The organism is Planctomonas deserti (assembly GCF_003067705.1).
Classification (GTDB): Bacteria; Actinomycetota; Actinomycetes; order Actinomycetales; family Microbacteriaceae; genus Planctomonas; species Planctomonas deserti.
Map to the genome: position 1 here is coordinate 855,850 of NZ_QANL01000001.1, position 20,509 is coordinate 876,358.

At 68.9% G+C, this 20,509-nt stretch carries 17 protein-coding genes; 6 read left to right on the forward strand and 11 right to left on the reverse strand.

Annotation, left to right across the window (positions count from 1 at the left end):
* From DAI20_RS03915 to DAI20_RS03965, 11 genes are all read right to left on the reverse strand, one after another.
* A complete protein-coding gene (locus tag DAI20_RS03915) occupies positions 1-1,038 on the reverse strand; it encodes an alcohol dehydrogenase catalytic domain-containing protein (RefSeq protein ID WP_108249220.1) in 1,038 nt (345 codons plus the stop codon).
* 76 nt (positions 1,039-1,114) lie between these two features.
* Positions 1,115-1,786: a DUF1349 domain-containing protein gene (locus DAI20_RS03920; RefSeq protein ID WP_108249221.1), complete on the reverse strand. Its 672-nt coding sequence runs from the start codon at positions 1,784-1,786 to the stop codon at positions 1,115-1,117.
* A 69-nt stretch (positions 1,787-1,855) separates the two neighbouring features.
* Positions 1,856-3,238: a replicative DNA helicase gene (gene dnaB, locus DAI20_RS03925; protein ID WP_108249222.1), complete on the reverse strand. Its 1,383-nt coding sequence runs from the start codon at positions 3,236-3,238 to the stop codon at positions 1,856-1,858.
* 437 nt (positions 3,239-3,675) lie between these two features.
* The gene (gene rplI, locus DAI20_RS03930) at positions 3,676-4,128 is read right to left on the reverse strand and encodes a 50S ribosomal protein L9 (protein ID WP_108249223.1); all 453 of its coding nucleotides are present in this window, start codon (positions 4,126-4,128) and stop codon (positions 3,676-3,678) included.
* Positions 4,129-4,139: 11 nt separating this feature from the next.
* Complete coding sequence (gene rpsR, locus DAI20_RS03935) at positions 4,140-4,403, reverse strand: 30S ribosomal protein S18 (RefSeq protein ID WP_018189012.1); 264 nt, start codon at positions 4,401-4,403, stop codon at positions 4,140-4,142.
* Positions 4,404-4,480: 77 nt separating this feature from the next.
* Entirely contained in the window at positions 4,481-5,014 is a 534-nt protein-coding gene (locus DAI20_RS03940) for a single-stranded DNA-binding protein (RefSeq protein WP_108249224.1), read from the reverse strand.
* A 3-nt stretch (positions 5,015-5,017) separates the two neighbouring features.
* The gene (gene rpsF, locus DAI20_RS03945; protein WP_108249225.1) at positions 5,018-5,416 is read right to left on the reverse strand and encodes a 30S ribosomal protein S6; all 399 of its coding nucleotides are present in this window, start codon (positions 5,414-5,416) and stop codon (positions 5,018-5,020) included.
* A gap of 207 nt (positions 5,417-5,623) precedes the next feature.
* Positions 5,624-6,976, reverse strand: coding sequence for an ABC transporter substrate-binding protein (locus DAI20_RS03950; protein WP_108249226.1), 1,353 nt, complete (start codon positions 6,974-6,976; stop codon positions 5,624-5,626).
* 78 nt (positions 6,977-7,054) lie between these two features.
* A complete protein-coding gene (locus DAI20_RS03955; RefSeq protein ID WP_108249227.1) occupies positions 7,055-7,912 on the reverse strand; it encodes a carbohydrate ABC transporter permease in 858 nt (285 codons plus the stop codon).
* Positions 7,899-8,777 (reverse strand): carbohydrate ABC transporter permease, encoded by an 879-nt coding sequence (locus tag DAI20_RS03960; RefSeq protein ID WP_108249228.1) that lies wholly within the window; start codon positions 8,775-8,777, stop codon positions 7,899-7,901. The genes DAI20_RS03955 and DAI20_RS03960 overlap by 14 nt, the downstream gene beginning before the upstream one ends.
* Positions 8,778-10,202: a CCA tRNA nucleotidyltransferase gene (locus DAI20_RS03965; RefSeq protein WP_108249229.1), complete on the reverse strand. Its 1,425-nt coding sequence runs from the start codon at positions 10,200-10,202 to the stop codon at positions 8,778-8,780.
* A gap of 74 nt (positions 10,203-10,276) precedes the next feature.
* On the opposite strand from DAI20_RS03965, the gene DAI20_RS03970 reads away from it, so the two are divergent.
* The 6 genes from DAI20_RS03970 to DAI20_RS03995 all read left to right on the forward strand — a co-directional run bounded on the left by DAI20_RS03970 (position 10,277) and on the right by DAI20_RS03995 (position 18,403).
* Positions 10,277-12,619, forward strand: a complete 2,343-nt coding sequence (locus tag DAI20_RS03970; RefSeq protein WP_159084903.1) for a DUF6049 family protein — start codon at positions 10,277-10,279, stop codon at positions 12,617-12,619.
* A complete protein-coding gene (murJ, locus tag DAI20_RS03975; RefSeq protein WP_108249231.1) occupies positions 12,612-14,231 on the forward strand; it encodes a murein biosynthesis integral membrane protein MurJ in 1,620 nt (539 codons plus the stop codon). The genes DAI20_RS03970 and murJ overlap by 8 nt, the downstream gene beginning before the upstream one ends.
* Before the next feature lie 227 nt (positions 14,232-14,458).
* Positions 14,459-15,481 (forward strand): thioredoxin-disulfide reductase, encoded by a 1,023-nt coding sequence (gene trxB, locus DAI20_RS03980; RefSeq protein WP_108249232.1) that lies wholly within the window; start codon positions 14,459-14,461, stop codon positions 15,479-15,481.
* A 75-nt stretch (positions 15,482-15,556) separates the two neighbouring features.
* A complete protein-coding gene (gene trxA, locus DAI20_RS03985) occupies positions 15,557-15,880 on the forward strand; it encodes a thioredoxin (RefSeq protein WP_108249233.1) in 324 nt (107 codons plus the stop codon).
* Between the two features lie 221 nt (positions 15,881-16,101).
* Positions 16,102-17,427 carry an aminotransferase-like domain-containing protein gene (locus DAI20_RS03990; RefSeq protein ID WP_108249234.1) on the forward strand — a complete coding sequence of 442 codons (1,326 nt, stop codon included), beginning with the start codon at positions 16,102-16,104 and terminating at the stop codon, positions 17,425-17,427.
* Between the two features lie 7 nt (positions 17,428-17,434).
* Positions 17,435-18,403, forward strand: coding sequence for a D-alanine--D-alanine ligase family protein (locus DAI20_RS03995; RefSeq protein WP_108249235.1), 969 nt, complete (start codon positions 17,435-17,437; stop codon positions 18,401-18,403).
* Positions 18,404-20,509: the final 2,106 nt, after the last annotated feature.

The following is a 20,509-nucleotide window of genomic DNA, read 5'->3' on the forward strand; positions in this document are numbered from 1 at the left end:
TCAGCGCGTGGGATCGATCATCGTCATGCCCGCGACGACCGCGCGGTCGAATCCGGGCAGCAGGGCCGCGGCGTCCTCGAGCCCGATCGTCCGCTCGATCAGGCGTTGCGGCTGGAGCGCGCCCCGCTCGATCAGGGCCATCATGCCGGGGTAGTCCGCGGCGGCCATCCCGTGGCTGCCGAGAAGGTCGAGCTCCCAGGCGATGACCCGGGCCATCGGAACCCGGGGGTGGCCCTCGATGGGCGGCAGCAGTCCGATCTGCACGTGCCGACCCCGTCGGCGCAGACCGAGGATCGCGTCGGCGCAGGTCTGCTCGCTGCCGACGGCGTCGACCGAGACCGAGCTGCCCCCTCCGGTCAGCGCCAGAACCGCGGCAGGGATGTCGGTGCCGTCGGCCAACACGGTGTGCTCCGCCCCGAGCTCGGCCGCGACGGACAGGGCTTCCGGGTTCCGGTCGACTGCGATGACCCTCGCCCCCAGTGCACGGGCGATCATGACGGCGCTGAGGCCGACACCGCCCGCCCCTACAACGGTCACCCACTCCCCCTCGGCGACCCGGGCCCGGCCGGACAGCGCGCGATATGCCGTGGCGAACCGGCAGCCGAGGCTCGCCGCCGTCGCGAAGTCGACCTCGTCGGGGATGCGGACCAGGTTCGTGTCGGCGCCGTGCAGGGCGACGTACTCGGCGAAGGAGCCCCAGTGGGTGAAGCCCGGCTGCTGCTGATCCGGGCACACCTGCGCCTCGCCGGCCCGGCACCACTCGCACCGGCCGCAGCCGCACACGAACGGGACCGTCACGCGGTCGCCGACCGTCCAGCGGCGTACGTCGGCACCCACCTCGGTCACAACCCCGGCGAGCTCGTGGCCCGGCACGTGCGGGAACGCGATCTCGTCGTGCCCCGCCCAGGCGTGCCAGTCGCTCCGGCAGAGGCCGGAGGCCATCACCCGCACCACGACGCCGCCCACCGGGGCGACGGGGGCGGGAACCTCACGGATCTCGGGCTCGGCTCGGACGGCATCCAGGACTAGCGCACGCATCCGTTCATCCTCCCATCACCGCGGAGAGCGGCCGCGCGGTCGCGAAGAGGAGAGGAGAGGAGAAGAGACGGGCCGGTCAGGATCCGTCTCGCAGGTCCCCGAGCGTCGCGGTCGTGAACGAGATGTCGGAGAAGACAACGTCGCAGCCGTCGCCCGTCGGAGACTGGGCCTCGAACCCGATCCGCGCCGCGACCCCGGGCACCTCGAGCGCGAAGGCGCGGATCATCTTCCAGCGTCGACCGTCGAGCGAGGCGTGGTAGGCGAAGACCCGGCCGATGCGCGACAGGCGCAGCCACACCTCGCCGCCCTCGACGACGAACGCGTTCGCGTCGTCGGCGACGCGGCGATTCACGACCGACACCACCATGGCCTCCCGGTCGGGCGAGTACTCGAAGCAGAGCTTCGCCCAGTACTCCCGGGTGAACCAGAGCAGAAGGACCCCGGCGTCGAACGTCGACTGGAAGCCGACGTGCACTCGCGCCTCGAGCTGGAAATCGCCCTCGGGCGCCTCCGACAGGAGGGTGACCGCGTTCAGGAGGGTCTCCGCGTTGACCTGGCCGCCGCCCTCGCCGCCCTCGCCGTGCTCGCCGTGCTCGGCCAGCCCGGAACCCGCGGGATCGATGAAGATGTCGCTGTGCGGATCGGCCGTGACGTGGAGAGTGCCGGCCGCGGCGTCCGTGCTCCAGGTCGAGCCCACGGACGGCGTGAGGGCGAAGGGGATGCCGGGGACGGTGATGGTGCCGGTCATGGTGTTCCTTCCCGTTCGGTCTTCCGGTCGGACCCCGGGCATCGGGGGGAGGTCCGTCGACATCAAGCGCTAGTGGCCCGGAGGCATGTCCGCGAAGCGCGAGAAGTGACCGTGGAAGCCGACCGTGATGGTGCCCGTCGGTCCGTTGCGGTGCTTGGCGACGATGAAGTCGGCCTCGCCCGCGCGGGGGTTCTCCTTCTCGTAGGCGCTCTCACGGTGCAGCAGGATCACCATGTCGGCGTCCTGCTCGAGCGATCCCGACTCGCGGAGGTCGGAGATCGCCGGCATCTTGTCCGCACGCTGCTCCGGTCCACGGTTCAGCTGGGAGAGCGCGATGACCGGAACCTGCAGCTCCTTCGCCATGAGCTTCAGCGCCCGCGAGAACTCGCTGACCTCCTGCTGGCGGGACTCGACCCGCTTGCCGCTCGTCATGAGCTGCAGGTAGTCGATGACGACGAGCCGCAGGCCGACCTTCTGCTTGAGCCGACGGCACTTGGCGCGGATCTCGACGAGCGTCATATTCGGGCTGTCGTCGATGTAGAGGGGCGCATCGTTGATGCGGCCGCGGGTCTGGGCGATGGTCGTCCAGTCGCGGGAGTCGACGGTGCCCTTGCGCATGTTCTGCAGCGGGATGGACGCCTCGGCGCTCATCAGGCGCATCGCGATCTCGCTCCGACCCATTTCGAGGGAGAAGAAGATCGAGGGCAGATTGTTGCCGATGGAGGCTGCGCGGGCCAGGTCCAGGGCAAGGGTCGACTTACCGAGTGCGGGGCGGGCGGCGACGATGATCAGCTGTCCGGGGTGGAAACCGTTCGTGAGGTTGTCCAGGTCGGCGAAGCCCGTGGGCACGCCTGTCATCTGGCCGTCCTTGCCCGCCGCCGCCTCGATCTCGTCGATCGCCTCGGTGACCGCGTCCGTCAGCGGCACGTAGTCCTCGGCCTCGACGCCGCCGGTGACCCCGTACACCTCGGCCTGGGCGTAGTTGACCAGGTCGACGACCTCGCCCTCGCTGGCGTAGCCCATCTGCACGATGCGGGTGCCCGCCTCGACCAGCCGACGGAGCACGGCCTTCTCCGCGACGATGGACGCGTAGAACCCGGCGTTGGCCGCCGTCGGCACAACGCCGGTCAGCGTGTGCAGGTAGTCCGCACCGCCGGCGCGCGCGAGGTCGCCGGTCTTCGTGAGCTCGTCGGTCACGGCGATCACATCGGTCGGCTCACCGTGCGAGTACAGCGACAGGATCGCGTCGAAGATGATCTCGTGCTTCGGGATGTAGAAGTCGACGGCGCGGACGGATTCGACGGCGTCCGCCACGGCGTCCTTGCTCAGCAGCATGCCGCCGATGGTGCTCTGCTCGGCCAGGAGGTCGTGGGGCGGCGTGCGCTCCGTCGTCGCCGGGCGACGGTCGTTGCTGGCTTGTTCAGGGGCGAGACCGAGGTGAGCAATGGACACTCTGGGCTTCCTGTCCTCTCCTTAGGCGGGGCGCGAGACTCCGTGCGGTAGCTGTCTAACAGCAACCTCTGACATGCACCGGACGGGTCCGTGGCATGCGGCGGGCATCCCGGGAGAGGGACGCTGCCCCACCCTAGGGACCGGTCCGCGCCGCCACCAAATACGCCTGTGGACAAGGGTGTGAGTAACTCGTGCGACACGCCGCCGTTTGTGTGCAGAAGCTGTGGACAAACCTGTGGGAAAGAAAGATTTTTCACCGAGTAATGGACGTCTGACCGGGTCTTACGGTTTCCCACAGGTGTGTGGGAAAACTAGTGTGAACAGCACCTTGAGGGTTGTGGAAATGCGCCTCGGCCTGTGCACAAATCCGGGGGAATCCGCCTCGTTAACGACGGATAGCGGCGGGTTTCCCCACCGCTATCCGTACTGAGAACGCGCTACTTGGCCGCGACGACCTGCAGCGTGATGGTGGCGACCAGCTCGTCACGGAGACGGATGGTGGCCTCGTGAGTGCCCGTGCCCTTGATCGGGTTGGAGATCTCCACCTTGCGGCGGTCGATCGATCCGATCCCGGCGGCGGCCACCGCATCGGCGATGTCGGCGGTCTTGACGGAGCCGAAGAGGCGTCCGCCCTGGCCGGCCTTGACCGTCAGCTGCACGGGGCGAGCCTCGAGCTTGGCCTTGAGGTCCTGGGCCTCCTCGATGGTCGCGAGCTCGCGAGCGGTGCGGGCGGCGCGGATCTGCTCGACCTGCTTCTCGCCACCGCGCGACCACGCCACGGCGAAGCCCTGCGGGATGAGGTAGTTACGGGCGTAGCCGTTCTTGACCTCGATGACGTCCCCGGCGGAGCCGAGGCCGGTGACCTCGTGCGTGAGAATGAGTTTCGACATTGCGCGTGCTCCTAACGGCCCGAGCCCGCGTAGGGCAGCAGCGCCATCTCACGCGCGTTCTTGACGGCGCGGGCGATGAGGCGCTGCTCCTGCACGGAGACACCGGTGATGCGGCGGGCGCGGATCTTTCCACGCTCGGAGATGAACTTGCGGAGGGTGGCGACATCCTTGTAGTCGATGACGCCAACGCGGACGGACTTCGCCGGAGCGGCGTTCTTCCCGTCCTTGCCCTTGCGGATCGGCTTGCGGCGGTCGCCGCTGCTCTTTCCTGCCATGATGTTTTTTCTTCCTGACCCCCGTGAGCGCTAACGCGCCGCGAGGCTCTGTCGTCTAGTGAGAGGGACGCGACCGCTTAGAAGGGGGTCTCGTCGTTGAAGTTGCCGGGGCTGCTCCAGCCGTCGCCCGCCGAGGAGGCGGACGCGGGGGAACCCCACGGCTCGTCGGCGACCTGGTTGAAGTTGCCGCCACCGCCGCCGCGGGCACCGCCACCGGCACCGCCGCCACCACCAGCGCCGCCGCCACCCGCTGCGCGGGTGACCTGAGCGGTCGCGTAGCGGAGCGAGGGGCCGATCTCGTCGACCTCGAGCTCGATGCTCGTGCGCTTCTCGCCCTCGCGGGTCTCGTACGAGCGCTGCTTGAGTCGGCCCGTCGCGACGACGCGGGATCCCTTGCTCAGGGAGCTCGCGACGTGCTCGGCGAACTCGCGCCAGACGCTCGCGCGGAGGAACAGCGCCTCGCCATCCTTCCAGTCGTTGCTCGCTCGGTCGAACGAACGCGGAGTGGACGCGATGGTGAAGTTGGCGACCGCCAGTCCGTTCTGCGTGTACCGCAGCTCCGGGTCACTGGTGAGGTTGCCCACCACGGTGATGATGGTTTCGCCGGCCATGGGCTACTTGGCTTCCGACTTCTCCGCGGCGGGCGCGGCGGCCCGTCCCGTGGCCGACGCCTTGCGGGCGGCCTTCTGGTCGGCAAGCGTCTTGGCGGCCGCGACCTGAGCGATCGCCTCTTCCGCGCGCAGCACCTTCGTGCGCATGACGGCCTCGCTGAGCTTCAGCTGGCGGTCGAGCTCCACGGTGGCGTCCGGGTTCGCGGTGAGGGCGACGACGGCGTAGATGCCTTCGCTCTTCTTGTTGATCTCGTAAGCCAGACGACGGCGTCCCCAGACATCCACGTTGTCGATGGTTCCACCATCGTTGCGGATTACGTTGAGGAACTTGTCGAGGCTCGGAGCTACGGTGCGCTCGTCGATCTCGGGATCGAGGATGACCATCAACTCGTACTGATGCATGACTAACCCACCTCCTTTGGACTCAAAACGGTTGCAGACGATCTGCAACAGGAGGGTATTTCGCATCGTTGTACCGCGGAGGCCGAGAGTTCGGCGCGCGGACAACCGTGTAAGCCTACCGGATGGGGAGGGCAGGACTCAACGAATCCGCAGGATCCCTCTCCGTACCCGGACTCGTACCCGGACTCGTACCCGGAGGAACCTCCGCTACCGGATGGCCTCGTTGGACTCGGCCACGGCCTTCTCGAGGCCCTCCTGCACGGGCGTGCGACCGAGGAACACCTCGTCGAGGATCGGCTTGAACACCGCGAACGCGGCGCCGTAGTTCGCGCCGCGGGGTGCGGGAATCGTGTCGGAGCCATCGATCACGTCGAAGAACGGGGCGATGTCCACGCCCTGATCCGCGTAGTAGTCGCGGAACGTCTGCTGAGCGGCGACGACGGCCGGGATGGCCGAGCCACTCGCGCCGACGAAGGAGTTGCCCTCCTCGGAGCCGAGCCACTCGAGCACCTTGGCGGTCGCCTCGGGGTGCTCGGTCGCCGCGTTGCCCGCAGCAACGATGCCGTTGGTCACGCTCACACGGCCGGCCGGGCTGGACGGGATCAGTGCGACGCCCCAGTCGAAGTCGGCGCTGTCGGCGATGTTCTTCAGGTTGTAGGTGCCCGACTCGAACAGCGCCATCTTCCCCTGCAGGAACTGGTTGCGGGCGAAGTCTCCGTCCTCGTTCGTGTCCGCCGCCGACGGGGCGACGTGGTGCTCGTTGATCAGGTCGACGATGTACTGGAACGCCTCGACCGACTTCGGGTCGTCGAAGGTGAACTCGTCGCCGTCCTGGTAGGTGCCGCCGTTGGAGCCGATGAACTGCAGGTAGATGGCGTTCAGGTCGTTGGACGCGTTGAAGCCGTACTGGGCGATCGCGTTCGGGTCGAAGCCGGGCGCGTCGGCGGTCTTCCCGGCGGCGTCCCTCGTGAGCTTCTGCAGCACCGGGAGGAACGAGTCCTGGGCGGCGTCCGGGCTCCAGGTCAGCGTGTTCAGCTGCTCGGGGGCGATGCCGGCCTGATCGAGCATCGCCCTGTTGTAGTACAGGGCGATGCCCGCGTCGGTGAGCTGCGGCACGCCCCAGAGCGCGCCGTCGCGGGTGAACTGCTCGACGACCTTCGGCTCCCACGCCCGCTTGGCCTCGGCGCCCAGCGTCTCGTCGATGTTCAGGAGGTTGCCGTTGTCTGCGTAGGCGCCGAAGTAGCTGTTGTTGACCCAGAAGATGTCGTCCGCACTGCCGCCCGCGACATCCGTGCGCAGCTTGTCGAAGTAGTCGGCATAGGCGACGTGCTCGATCTCGACGTCGATGTCGGGGTTCTCCTCCTCGAACGCGTCGAAGGACTCCTCGTACGCCTCCTCCACCTGCTCGTCCCAGAGCCGCACGGTGACCGTCGTCTCCCCGTCACCCGCGTCCCCGGCACCGCCGCCGGAGCCGGACAGGGCGATGGCGGTTGCGGCGCCGCCGATCACGACGACCGCGGCGGCGGCACCGATGGCGATGGTGGTGGAACGCTTGGGCATGCTTCTCCTGCTTGTGTGACGAATGCGGGCGGTACGAGTGCGGGTGGTGCGAATGCGGTGGTGATGGAGCGGCGCCGGCTACCGGAAGCCGGTGATCGAGATGGACCGCACGATCTGCCGCTGGAAGATCAGGAACAGGATCAGCAGCGGCGCGATGGCGAGCGTCGTCGCCGCCATGACGAGCGTCCAGTTCCCGTTGTACTGGCTCTGCAGGTTCGCCGTGGCGACCGTGACGACCCGCCACTGCTCCCCGCTCGTGACAATCAGCGGCCAGAGGAAGTTATTCCAGTGCGTGACCACGGTGATGAGCGTGAGGGTCGCGAGGATGGGGCGGGACAGCGGCACGACCACGTCCACGAGGGTGACGAGAGTGCCCGCCCCGTCCAGCCGGGCGGCGTCGATCAGCTCCTGGGGGATGCCCCGGAAGTACTCGCACAGCAGGAAGATCGCATACGGCGAGCCGAATGCGAACGGCAGCACAAGGGCCCAGAACGTGTTGCGCAGCCCGGACTCCGTCAGCAGCAGATACAGCGGGATGAGCGTCACGATGGCCGGGACCATCAGCGTCGCGAGGTACACCCAGAACAGCGCCTCGCGCCCGGGGAATCGCATGCGGGCGAAGGCATATGCCGCGAGCACGGAGAAGGCGATCTGCCCGGCCGTCACGACGAGCACCACGAGGAACGTCACGAGCACGGCGCGACTGAAGTCGACCCGCGGGCCGAACAGCTGGGCGTAGTTCTCCAGGGTGAATGGTGCGGGCAGCGATAGCGCCGGCTCCCGTGCGAACTGCCCGGGCGACTTGAACGAGGTCATCACGCTGAGCACGAACGGGCCGAGCGTGATGGCGGCCCCGATCAGCAGCACCGTGTATATCGCCATGGTGGCAAGCACTCCCGGGCGATCGCGGCCGCCCGGCCGGTCACGTCTGCTCATACGTGATCCTCCTCCGGAAATACAGCTGCTGCAGGAGCGTGACACCGACGAGGAGCACGAGCAGGACGAGCGCCATCACGGAGGCCCGGCCGAGGTCGAAGCTGTCGAAGGCCTCGTAGTAGATGCGCGCCGCGATGACGTCCGTGCTGCCCTGGGGGCCGCCGTTCGGCGTGAGCGCGTACACCGTGTCGAAGACCTGGAAGCTCGAGATGATGCCGGTCACGAGCACGAAGAACGTCGTCGGGCGCAGCAGCGGCACCTTGATCCGCCAGAAGATCTGCCACGGCGACGCCCCGTCGATGCGGGCCGCCTCGAGGAACATGTCCGGGATCGACGTCAGTCCGGCCATGAAGAACAGCGTGACGTAGCCGACCTGCGACCAGATGGTGACCGCGGCGACCGCGGGGAGGGCGAGGTCGGGGTTCGACAGCCACTCGACCCGGAAGCCGAGCAACGCGTTGAGGGCGCCGTCGGTCGGGGCGAAGATCCACTTCCACACCACGCCGAGAGCGAGGGGCGCGCAGATCCACGGCAGCACGTAGATGGTGCGGAGGACGGTCGACCCGGGCAGCCCGCGGGTGAGCAGGGACGCCGCGAACAGCCCGAGGCCGGTCTGCACGGGGATGACGAGCAGGACGAACAGCAGGGTCACGAGCAGCGAGCGCCCGAACTGCGCGTCCGTCAGCACGGAGGCGAAGTTGTCCAAGCCGACGAACTGGAGGGGGCCGAGCAGGTCCCAGTCCTGGAACGCCAGCCAGAGGACGACGAAGATCGGCAGGACCAGGAACGCGACGACGCCGAACAGGCTGGGCGCGAGAAGCGCATAACCGGTGATGGCCTCGCGACGGCGCAGCTTCGCGCCCACTCAGCGGTCCCGCCACCAGGCCAAGAGCCGGCGGGTGGCCTCCTCCTCGCCGAGCGGACCCTCGTCCAGACGCAGCTCCATGAGGAAGCGGTAGGCGGCCCCGACGTCCGGCCCCGGCGTGAGGTCGAGGATCGCCATGATCTGCTCGCCGTCGAGGTCCGGTCGGAGAGCCGCGCGGCCCTCCTCCTCCTGGAGCGCGCGGATGCGATCCTCGAGGTCGTCGTAGGCGAAGGCCAGCCGGTCGGCTTTGCGCACGTTGCGGGTCGTCACGTCGGCGCGGGTCAGGATGTGCAGCCGCTCGAGCTGGTCGCCCGCGTCCCGCACGTAGCGCCGCACGGCCGAGTCGGTCCACACTCCATCGCTGTACCCGAAGAACCGCAGGTGCAGCTCGATCAAGCGGGCGACGTCGCGGATCGTGTCGTTGTCGTAACGCAGCTCGCGCAGCCGCTTCTTCGCCATCTTTGCGCCGACGGTGTCGTGGTGGTGGAAGGTGACGGTGCCACCGCCCTCGAGCCTCCGGGTCGCGGGCTTGCCGATGTCGTGCAGAAGCGCGGCGAGGCGCAGCACGAGGTCGGGCGTGCTCCCGGGGTTCCGCTCCCTCTCCAGCTCGATCGCCTGGTCGAGCACGGTGAGCGAGTGCTCGTACACGTCCTTGTGGTGGTGGTGCTCGTCCATCGTCAGGCGCAGCCCCGGCAGTTCGGGCAGTACTCGGTCGGCCAGCCCGCTGTCGACGAGGATCCGGAGCCCGGCGCGCGGCGCATCGGTGCGGAGCAGCTTGGAGAGTTCGTCGTTCACGCGCTCCAGCGAGATGCCGGTGATGCGGTCAGCGAGCGCTTCCATGGCGGAGAATGCGGCGTCGTCGAGCCGGAAGCCGAGCTGGGAGGCGAAACGCGCACCCCTCATCATGCGGAGGGGGTCCTCGCCGAAGGAGCGCTCCGGCGCGACCGGCGTGCGCAGGACCCCGGCCATGAGGTCCTCGAGGCCGCCCGAGGGGTCGACGAGCACGATCTCGGGCAGACGGAGGGCGAGCGAATTGACGGTGAAGTCGCGGCGAATGAGGTCGTCCTCGAGGCTGTCTCCAAACTGCACCTCGGGCTTGCGGGACTCACCGTCGTAGGAGTCCGCGCGGTAGGTGGTGATCTCCACGGTCTCACCGCGCACCCGGGCGGCGATGGTGCCGAACTGGCGGCCGGTCTCCCAGTGCGCGTCGGCGAGCGGCACGACGACGTCGAGCACCTGCTCGGGCGTCGCGTTCGTGGTGAAGTCGAGGTCGACGGACCGGGTGCCGAGGAAGGCGTCGCGCACCGGGCCTCCCACGAGGGCCAGCTCGAGGCCGGCCGCGGAGAACGCGGATGCGAGGGTGGAGACGGCGGGCGACGCGGCGAGCTCGGCCAGCCGCGCGAGGGCCGTTGCGACGCTCTGCATCCGTCAAGTCTAGATCGGGGGCGCGGGCGGGGCGGTTCAGGGCCCGTCCCGGGCCTGCCCCTAGAATCGCTCGAATGGAGGCAGTGCCCGGATCCCGTGCCGGCCGACGCTCGAAAAGGCTCCTACGCGCCGCTGCCGCTGTTCTGGCGAGCGCCTCGTTCTTCGCCGTCGCGTCGGTCGTGGCACCGGCGACCCCGGCGACGGCCGCCACCGAGGGCGTGAGCGTCGAGGTCACCCCGGCGCAGGGCGGCGTCCTCACCCCTGAGGGCACCCTCGCCGTGACGGTGAGCATCCACAACGACTCCGAGGCGTCGATCGCTCCCGGCGAGGTCAACGTGTACATCAACCGCACCCTCCTCGACACGCGCGAGGACCTGGCCGAGTGGCTGGCGCCCGAGGAGGAGCTGCAGCGGCGACCCGGCGCCTTCCTCGGCGCGAACCCGACGGGCGAGATCTTCCCGGGCACGACGCTGCTCCTGCCGCCCGTCATCGTCCCCGTCGACACGCTGGGCCTGGCGTCGTCGTCCTCGTCCTTCGGTCCCCGCGGGCTCGCCGCGCGGCTCGTCAGCGATAACGCGGTCATCGCCGAGGGCCGGGGCACCGCCGTGTGGTACCCCGGGGACTCGACGGCCCGCACCGGCGTCACCGTGCTCGCCCCGCTGACGGTGCCGGGGACGACCGAGGGCATCCTCTCCGCCGATGCTCTCGCGGGCTTCACCGCACCCGGCGGGCTGCTCACCCGCCAGCTCGATTCGCTCGCCCAGCGCCCGGAGGTGGCGATCGGCCTGGATCCGCGCATCATCCTGTCCATCCGCGCGCTTGGATCCGCGGCGCCTCAGACGGCGACCGAGTGGCTCGACCGGCTCGACGCGATCACGAACGACATATTCCCGCTCGCGTATGCAGACGCCGACGTCGCCCTGCAGCCCCAGGCCGGGGCACAGCAGCTGCTGCAGCCGACCTCGGCGGTCTACGCACTCGACGCCGCGAACTTCGAGGATGCAGCACCCACCGGTGAGCAGCCGGGCGAGGATCCGATCGGCGCGGAGCCGTCCGGGATCGACGCGTTCGGGACCGATGCGACCGAGGTCCCCGCGGCCGAGGGCGACGGCGCCGGACAGGGCTCCGAGCCGTTCGCCAGCGACCCCGCGCCGTCGCCTGCCCCCGAGGAGCCGGCGGTGCCCACCCTCGAGCAGCTGCTCGAGTGGGACTACACCCGCGACGACATCGCCTGGCCCGCGCCGAACACCGTGACGGCGGACGCCCTCTCGGTCTTCGGCACGAGCGGTATCGGCACCACGATCGTGGACAGCGACAATCTGTCGATCTCGTCCGATGGCACGCCGGACGCGCTGGGCGCCGCGGGCAACGCCGACGTGCTGATTTCCGACGCCGTGCTCTCCGACCTCCTCGGCGCCGCGATGAGCGCGGGCAGTGAGGCCCAGTTCCGCAACGCCATCTCGAAGCTGACGGCCGAGCTGGCGGCGATCACGCGCGAGCAGCCCGGGGAGAGCCGACGGCTGCTGGCCGCGCTCGACCGCGCCGCGCCCACCGGTCAGCGCATGGTCGAGACGCTCGACGCTCTCGCCGCGCTCCCCTGGGGCGGATCGGCGACCCTCGATCGGGCGTTCGCGGCCGAGCCGACCACGGTGGCCGTCGACGACCAGCCGGAGCCGGTCGACCGTGTCGCCACCATGGGCGCCGTGTTCTCCGGCGAGTCCCAGATGGGCGCCTTCTCGGTGATCCTGGAACGCCCGGAACTGCTGACCGGCGAGCAGCGGATGAACGTGCTCGCCCTGCTCTCGGTGGGCTGGCTGGACTCCCTCCCGGGCTGGTACACCGCGGCCAAGGATCAGCAGACGCTCGCCGCCGAGATCCTCGGCTCCGTGCACGTCGGAGAGTCGAGCGTGCTGCAGGTGGTGGGGGACAACGTGGGAATCCCGGTGCGCGTCGAGAATCGGCTCGACCAGCCGGTCACGGTGCTCGTCAGCGGACGCACGATCAACGCCCGCGCCGAGGTCGAGGGATCGGCCCCCGTCACGGTGCCGCCGAACGCGTCCCAGCGCGCGATGCTTCCCGTACGGTCCGTGTCGAACGGGCCGAGCACCATCCTCGTCTCGCTTACGAGCGTGGACGGGTCCGTCGCCGTGGGCGGCGTGGCCCCGATCGACGTGGAAATCCGTGCGGGCTGGGAGACGATCGCGATCCTCATCGCGGGCATCGGAGTGCTGCTCCTGTTCGGCTTCGGCATCGTCCGGAGCGTGCGCAAGCGCCGGCGGGAGCGCGAGGAGAGCGAGCGGGAGATCCGGGACGGGCCGAACGGGCAGGACGGGCCGGCCAGGCGGGACGGGCAGGACGACGCGGGGCAGGTCGCCGCCACCGGCGGACCGCACGATCGGGGGTACACGCATGGCTAGTGGCATCGGACGCGCGAGCGCACTCCTCGCATCGGGAACGCTGGTGTCCCGCGTGCTCGGGTTCCTCAAGGTCATCGTGCTGGCCCAGACGATCGGTGTCGTGGGCAGTGCGAGCGCGGACGCCTTCGGCATCGGCAACCAGCTGCCCAACAACATCTACGTGATCGTGGCGGGCGGGGTGCTCAACGCCGTGCTCGTGCCGCAGGTCGTGCGGGCCGCCAAGCACGAGGACGGCGGACGCACCTACATCAACCGGCTCGTCACCATCGCCCTCGTCGTCCTCGCGGGCACGACGCTGCTCGCGACCCTCGGCGCCCCCCTCATCGCGCGTCTCTACGGCGTCGACCTCGGCGACCAGGAGCTCGCGCTCGTGACCGCGTTCGCGTTCTGGTGCCTGCCGCAGATCTTCTTCTACGGCCTCTACGCCGTGCTGGGCGAGGTGCTGAACGCCCGCGGGTCCTTCGGTCCGTTCACCTGGTCGCCCGTGCTCAACAACGTCGTCGCCATCGCCGGCCTGCTCGTCTTCAGCGCCCTGTTCGGCGCCGACCCCAACGGCGCCCGCACCTTCGACGAGTGGACCCCGGACAAGATCGCGATCCTGGGGGGCAGCGCGACGCTCGGCGTCGCCGCCCAGGCGCTCATCCTCTTCTACTTCTGGCGCCGGACCGGCCTTTCCTACCGGCCGGACTTCCGCTTCCGGGGCGTAGGCCTCGGCAAGGCCGGCCGCATCGCCGGCTGGACCTTCGGCATGATCCTCATCACCCAGCTCGCCGGCATCGTGCAGACCAACGTCGCGAACGTCGCCTTCGGCGTCGCCGCGTCGGTGGCCACCCTGCAGACGGCCTGGCTGATCTTCATGCTGCCGCACTCGGTCGCGACGGTGTCCATCGCCACCGCGTACTTCACCCGCATGAGCACCCACGCGGCGAACGACGACCTCGCCGCGGTGCGCACGGACTTCTCCGCCGCCGTGCGCGTGATCTCGCTGATCATCGTGCTCGCCACCGCGGTGATCGCGGTCGCCGCCTACCCGTTCAGCCGCGTGTTCGAGACGGGGTTCGACGGCGTGCAGGGGCTCGGCAACGTCCTCATCGCCTACATCCTCGGGCTCACGGCGTTCAGCGTGCTGTTCATGATCCAGCGGGCGTTCTACACGCTCGAGGACACCCGGACGCCGTTCTTCTTCACGCTGTTCCAGGTGGTGCTCTTCGTGCTCGGCTCGCTCGCCTGCACACTCCTGCCGGTGGAGTGGATCGCCGTGGGACTCGCGCTCGTCTCGACGGTCACCGGCATCGCCCAGGCGCTGCTGGCGGCCTGGCTGCTGCGCAAGCGGCTCCGTCGGCTCGACGGCCGCCGCATCCTGCGCAGCCTCGTGCAGTTCTCTTTTGCGGCCCTTCTCGCCGTCCTGGCCGGGATCGGGGTGCTGTTCGTGCTCGGCGGGACGCACCAGGGCGGCTACGCCGTGTCCAGCGTGATCGCGGCCCTGCTGTCGATGCTCGTGATCGGGGCCGTGATGAGCGGTGTGTACGCCGGGATGCTGCGCCTCATGCACTCCGCGGAGCTCCAGACACTGACGGCCCCCATCGCCGCACGCCTGCGCCGCACCCGATAGCGCGGGGCGACCCCTACGGCGGCACGTCGAGCGGAGCGGCTTCCGCACCGCTCCGAACCCACCGCGCGAACACCGCCGGAGTGGAGGAACGGGCCGGGAGGCGCCTGAAAGCAGCCGTAACGCGGCCGGTTCGTGGGGGGAATAGCGGATACCGTGGGGGTGTTATACCCCGCGTCGAACCGGTGCAAGCCGGAATCGACAGCCACAATCTCTGAGGGAGAATTTCCGTGCGTCAGATCGTCATCATCGGTTCGGGGCCCGCCGGTTACACCGCCGCCATCTACGCGGCACGCGCCAACCTGAAGCCGCTGCTCATCGCGAGCTCGGTCGAGGCGGGCGGTGAGCTGATGAACACCACCGAGGTCGAGAACTACCCCGGCTTCCCGGACGGCATCCAGGGCCCGGAACTCATGGAGCACTTCCAGGCCCAGGCGGAGCGCTTCGGCACCGAGGTCGTCTACGACGACGTCACGGAGGTCGACCTGACCGGCGAGGTGAAGAAGATCACGCTGGGCTCCGGCGAGACCCACGAGGCCCTCTCGGTCGTTGCCGCGACCGGTTCCGCCTACCGCAAGCTCGGCCTCGAGTCCGAGGACCGCCTGAGCGGCCACGGCGTCTCCTGGTGTGCCACGTGCGACGGGTTCTTCTTCCGTCAGAAGACGATCGCGGTCGTCGGCGGCGGTGACTCCGCCATGGAGGAGGCGACCTTCCTCACCCGGTTCGCCGACAAGGTCTACGTCATCCACCGCAAGGACACGCTGCGCGCCTCGAAGATCATGCAGGATCGTGCTTTCGCCAACGAGAAGATCGAGTTCCTCTGGAACTCGACAGTCGAGGAGATCCTCGGTGGCGACAAGGTCAACGGTGTCGTCCTCAAGGACACGGTGAGCGGCGAGACCCGCGAGCTCGCGCTCGACGGACTCTTCATCGCCATCGGCAACGACCCCCGCGTGCACCTGTTCCACAAGCAGCTCGACCTGACCATCGAGGGCACCATCGCGGTCGACGGCCGGTCGTCGCGCACGAACCTGCCGGGCGTTTTCGCCGCCGGCGACGTGATCGACCCCACCTACCGCCAGGCGATCACGGCAGCCGCATCCGGCACCGTGGCGGCCCTCGACGCCGAGCACTACCTCGCGACCCTTCCCGAGCAGCTGCTCGCGCCTGCCGCGGGTGAGTCGATCGCCGCGGCCTCGCCGGCCGCCGGCAGCACGGTCACCAGCGACGGCCAGCTCGTCGCGTCGGCCTAGCCGCCACGCGCTTCCAGACCAGCCCGTGCCGATCCGGCGCGCGGCGATTCAAGTAACGACAGTGAGGAGACAGATATGTCGAACGCCAAGAATGTGACCGACGCAAGCTTCCAGACCGACGTGCTCGACTCGAGCACCCCGGTGCTCGTGGACTTCTGGGCGGAGTGGTGCGGGCCCTGTAAGGCCGTCGCACCCGTGCTCGACCAGATCGCGGCCGAGAACCCCGGCATCCGCCTGGTGAAGCTCGACGTCGACGCCAACCCCGAGACGGCCATGAAGTACCAGATCACCTCCATCCCCGCGATGAAGGTGTTCCAGGGCGGCGAGGTCGTGAAGACCGTCATCGGCGCGAAGCCGAAGCCGGCCCTCGAGAAGGAGTTCGCCGACTTCCTCGGCTAAGCACGTCCCCATCACGCGAAGGCCCGTCCCGGATCGCCGGGGCGGGCCTTCGTCGTTCGTGTGGCCGGATCAACGACCGAGGGCGCGCGCATCCGCTGCCGCAGGTGCGGGTGCGCGTGCGTCAAGACCGAGGTTCCGGGCATTCACCGCCGGGTGTGCGGGTGCCCGTGCGGGCGTGCGTCGCGGTCGGGGCCGCGGTCCGGCGCGGATAGGCTGGAGCGGTGAACACACCGGCTGACGGACGCGGGTTGCCGGGCACGAACCTCGACCCGTGGTACTCCCAGTATGCGCAGCGGACGGCGGGCCTCAGCGCCTCGGAGGTGCGAGCCCTCTTCGCCGTCGCCTCCCGGCCCGAGGTCGTCTCCCTCGCCGGCGGAATGCCGGTCGTATCAGCACTTCCGTCCAACCTCATCACCACGGCCATGGAGCGCGTGATGCGCGACAAGGGCCCCGTCGCCCTGCAGTACGGTTCCGGCCAGGGCATCCCGGCGCTGCGCGAGCAGATCCTCGACGTCATGGCTCTCGAGGGAATCTCCGGCAGCGTCGACGACATCGTGACCACGACGGGATCGCAGCAGGCCCTCGACCTGGTCACGAAGCTGTTCATCGATCCCGGGGACGTCATCCTGGCCGAGGCGCCCAGCTACGTGGGTGCCATCGGCGTGTTCCGTTCGTACCAGGCGCACGTCTCGCACGTGGCGATCGACGAGCACGGACTCATCCCGGACGCCCTGCGCGAGACGATCGCGCGCTTGCGGGCCGAGGGGCGCACGATCAAGTTCCTCTACACGATCCCGAACTTCCACAACCCGGCCGGCGTCACGTTGAGCGCGTCCCGCCGCTCCGAGATCCTCGACATCGCCCGCAGCAACGAGATCCTCGTGCTCGAGGACAACCCCTACGGGCTTCTGTACTTCGACGAGAAGCCGCCGGAGGCGCTGCGCTCGGTCGACGAGGAGGGTGTCATCTACCTCGGCTCCTTCTCCAAGACCCTCGCGCCCGGGTTCCGGGTGGGCTGGGCACTCGCGCCGCACGCCATCCGCGAGAAGCTGATCCTCGCCGCAGAGTCCGCCATCCTCTCCCCCAGCTCCTTCAGCCAGCTCGTCGTCTCGGAGTACCTCGCCACCGCCGACTGGCGGGGCCAGATCGACACCTTCCGCGGGGTGTACCGCGAGCGACGGGACGCCATGGTGAGCGCCCTCGGCGAGTACCTGCCGCAGCTGCAGTGGACCGTGCCCAACGGCGGCTTCTACGTCTGGCTGACGCTGCCCAACACGCTCGACTCGAAGCAGATGCTCCCGCGCGCCGTGAAGGAGCTCGTGGCGTACACCCCGGGCACCGCCTTCTTCGCGGACGGGCGCGGGCGCCACGCGATGCGCCTCTCGTTCTGCTACCCGACCCCCGAGCGCATCCGGGAGGGCATCCGCCGGCTCGCCACGGTGATCAACGGTGAGCTCGACCTGCTGCAGACGTTCGCCGGCACCGGCATGCTCGAGAGCGCACGGATCGACCCCCACTACGCCAGCCCGCCGCCCGACCTCGATTAGGCCCGCCATGACACCCACCCAGGCTCCCCTCACCGTCGTCGTCCTCGCGGGCGGCATCTCCCACGAGCGTGACGTCTCGCTGCGCAGCGGACGGCGGGTCGCCGACGGGCTCCGCCACCGCGGTGCCACCGTCGTCCTGCGCGACCCCGACGCCACGCTGCTGCCCTATCTCGACGAGGTGCGGCCCGACGTCGTGTGGCCCGCCCTGCACGGTGCCAGCGGCGAGGACGGGGCGCTGTTCGCCCTTCTGGAGCACGCCGGCATCCCCTACGTCGGGTCGCCGAGCGACGCGGCTCGGCTCGCCTGGCACAAGCCCACGGCGAAGACCCTCGTCGCCCGCGAGGGTGTCAGGACGCCAGAGTCGATCACCCTGCCGAAGGACACCTTCCGCGAACTGGGCGCGAGCAGCGTGCTCACGAGCGTGCTCAGGTCCCTCGATCTTCCGGTCGTCGTGAAGCCGGCACAGGGCGGCTCCGCTCAGGGCGTCTCGTTCGTCGACGACCCGGCGGATCTGCCCTCCGCCATGGTGGACGCCTACACATACGGGGACGTCGCCCTCATCGAGCGACGCGTGACCGGCCGTGAAATATCGATCGGCGTGATCGAGACCACCGACGGACCCGCGGCGCTGCCCGCCACCGAAATCGTGCCCTTATCAGGGGTTTACGACTTCGCGGCGCGATACAACGCGGGTGAGACGCGCTTCTTCACCCCCGCGCGCCTCGACGCGGACGTCGCATCGGCCGCCGCCGCAGCCGCGATCACCGTCCACGAGACCCTCGGACTCCGCCACATCTCCCGCGTCGACTTCATCGTCGATGACGAGGGCACCCCCTGGTTCCTCGAGGTCAACGTGCTGCCCGGACTCACCGAGACCTCCCTCGTGCCGCAGGGCATCGAGGCGTCGGAGCACGACCTCGGTGAGATCTACCGCGCTCTCGCGGAGCTCGCCATTCAGGACGCCCTCGCCCGGTAGAGCCAGCACTCCCCCGCAGGCGACTCGCTCGCCTGAGGGTCGCGGAACCTTTCGCGACGGCTACTTGGGCGGCCGCGCTGCCCGGCGCGGTACTCGGTAACGCATCGATAGACACGACGCAGCAGGACGCCGTGAGCGCAGGGCATACCGCGGGGCTGTGAACGCGGCGGAGAACCAGCAGGGCACACCGCACCCTGCGCCGCACTCTGGCATGCCCGGCGGTACTGTCGCCGGCGTCAGCTCACCCGACCGGTCTCGCCGGAACATGCACCACGGGCGCATGGGGCGCGATGCGTTCACCGGTGGTCCCGGGGACGGGCCCGACGTCGGCCGGTCGCAGTTGAGGAAGTCGCCGATCGAGGAGGAGGAAGCGATGTATGCGCCATGTGTCAGCTCTCACCTGCGTAAGCCGGCCCTCGGTGACAACGGACCAACTAGAGGTGCGGCGATGCATCGAATCGTCCTGAGTTGCCGACCGGATCGAGCGGTTTCACGTGAAACGGAAGGTCAGAACCGAGTCACGCGCTGACATGGCGTTGGCCGGAGTACGCGCCTTCTGTAGATGACCAACGGGACCAATATGCACATTCGCCAAGGTGATTGGGCCTCTCATGCGGCGCCTGCCTAAGTGAATCGTTTCAGCGGTCCTCTCGGACGTCCTTCCCAGGCTCCGCGCGACGTCGACGGAGTATGAAAGCCGGCACGCGGGCGGCTGTCGCACCGCGTGTCAACGCACCGAATTCACCGAGATCCCTGACAAACTCGTTCTACCGCCAGAACAGACAAGCGCTCACGTTGGGCTCTCGTCGAACCGGCATCAACCGGGCCCGCTGATCAGGTGCCAGCCGCAACGCTCCGGTGCTGCGAAGACCCCGGTCGGTCGAAACAAGTCCCCCAACGGCGCCTCCACAACTCCTTCCTCACCCGGGCCGTTCGTGAACCAACCGCAAGCCGCACTTTCAGTCCTGACCGATCCTGCTGTAGCGGCTCCCCGTTCCACGTGAAACCTCGGATGTAAGGCGCGTGGCCACCGGCAATTTGCCGGCTACAGCTCTGGGTGCTGGCGCGGCAGATCCGGCGACCGCGCCGTTCCCGGGAGATCAGTAGGGTGCCACGACCTTCGCGGTTGCCACGGCCAGGCGGTCCCTGTAAGTACTTTCGTCGCGCCAGCCCGCGCGACACCATCGTGCTCGAGGCTCCGATCGAGCTCAACAGTCACAATCTCTGTGCCCGCACGCCACCGATGCCATGCTGTCGGTGCACAGGCCCCGATGCGCCAACTACCCATGGGCCGGAATGTTTCACGTGAAACGCTGTATTTCCCTCGCCGCTCCAGCGCCGATGCGACCAGCTTCGTTCCTCAGCTCGGGCACGTGCCCCTCACCCCGCGGATGAAGCGACGCGGGTGACAGGACGATGGGTGCCCAGCACACGGGCAATCCAGCCAGAATGACTCCGCCATTCCCGCAAGCAGTCCCGATACCAACGAGATCCACGGGCGCACCGCTCCGCTGCCGCCGCCGGTGTAGCGTCCGCTCAGATTCTGCGAAGGCTGCCACGCGACCAACTGGCTCGAACCTAGTCAAGCCGAGCCACGTCGCCGTTTCACGTGAAACATGTCGAACAACTCGCGCGGTGCCGTGATTCGTTGAGCCCAGCTGACACTCGGCCTCGGCACGCTAACGCACCGCTGTCTCGACATACCGCCGTGTCCGTTCTATTCGCTGCCGCGTTCGAACAGGGCGCGGTCGTCGCGATTGCGCTCACCGATCAGCGTGTTTCACGTGAAACGTGGTCGGCCTGAGCGACGAAGAGACGGGAGGAGCCCGATTGGAGGTTGCTAACGCTCACCGTCGCGAGAAGCGGTGGCGGTGCACTCGCTGGCGGCGGGCGTATTTGATCTTGGGGGTCGTCCCGACGCGCGACGGAACCCGCGAACACACGAGCGCCGGCTCCGGAGACTGACCCGGGCGTCCGGAACGAGCAGCGTCATCGCGCAATAGCGCTGGATGCAGCAGTGGGAACGTCACTGCATCCCAACCCGCGAGCACCATCGACGGATTGCTCACAGCACCGCGTGGGGGTACGACGCTGTCGAACTGGCGC

Bases quoted from the DNA above. Each gene is read 5' to 3' on its own strand.
- DAI20_RS03940 (WP_108249224.1), bottom strand. From the start codon at position 5,014: ATGGCCGGCGAAACCATCATCACCGTGGTGGGCAACCTCACCAGTGAC.
- trxA (WP_108249233.1), top strand. From the start codon at position 15,557: ATGTCGAACGCCAAGAATGTGACCGACGCAAGCTTCCAGACCGACGTG.
- rpsR (WP_018189012.1), bottom strand. From the start codon at position 4,403: ATGGCAGGAAAGAGCAGCGGCGACCGCCGCAAGCCGATCCGCAAGGGC.
- DAI20_RS03965 (WP_108249229.1), bottom strand. From the start codon at position 10,202: ATGCAGAGCGTCGCAACGGCCCTCGCGCGGCTGGCCGAGCTCGCCGCG.
- DAI20_RS03995 (WP_108249235.1), top strand. From the start codon at position 17,435: ATGACACCCACCCAGGCTCCCCTCACCGTCGTCGTCCTCGCGGGCGGC.
- rplI (WP_108249223.1), bottom strand. From the start codon at position 4,128: ATGTCGAAACTCATTCTCACGCACGAGGTCACCGGCCTCGGCTCCGCC.
- DAI20_RS03955 (WP_108249227.1), bottom strand. From the start codon at position 7,912: ATGAGCAGACGTGACCGGCCGGGCGGCCGCGATCGCCCGGGAGTGCTT.
- DAI20_RS03920 (WP_108249221.1), bottom strand. From the start codon at position 1,786: ATGACCGGCACCATCACCGTCCCCGGCATCCCCTTCGCCCTCACGCCG.
- DAI20_RS03970 (WP_159084903.1), top strand. From the start codon at position 10,277: ATGGAGGCAGTGCCCGGATCCCGTGCCGGCCGACGCTCGAAAAGGCTC.
- DAI20_RS03915 (WP_108249220.1), bottom strand. From the start codon at position 1,038: ATGCGTGCGCTAGTCCTGGATGCCGTCCGAGCCGAGCCCGAGATCCGT.
- murJ (WP_108249231.1), top strand. From the start codon at position 12,612: ATGGCTAGTGGCATCGGACGCGCGAGCGCACTCCTCGCATCGGGAACG.
- DAI20_RS03950 (WP_108249226.1), bottom strand. From the start codon at position 6,976: ATGCCCAAGCGTTCCACCACCATCGCCATCGGTGCCGCCGCCGCGGTC.
- rpsF (WP_108249225.1), bottom strand. From the start codon at position 5,416: ATGCATCAGTACGAGTTGATGGTCATCCTCGATCCCGAGATCGACGAG.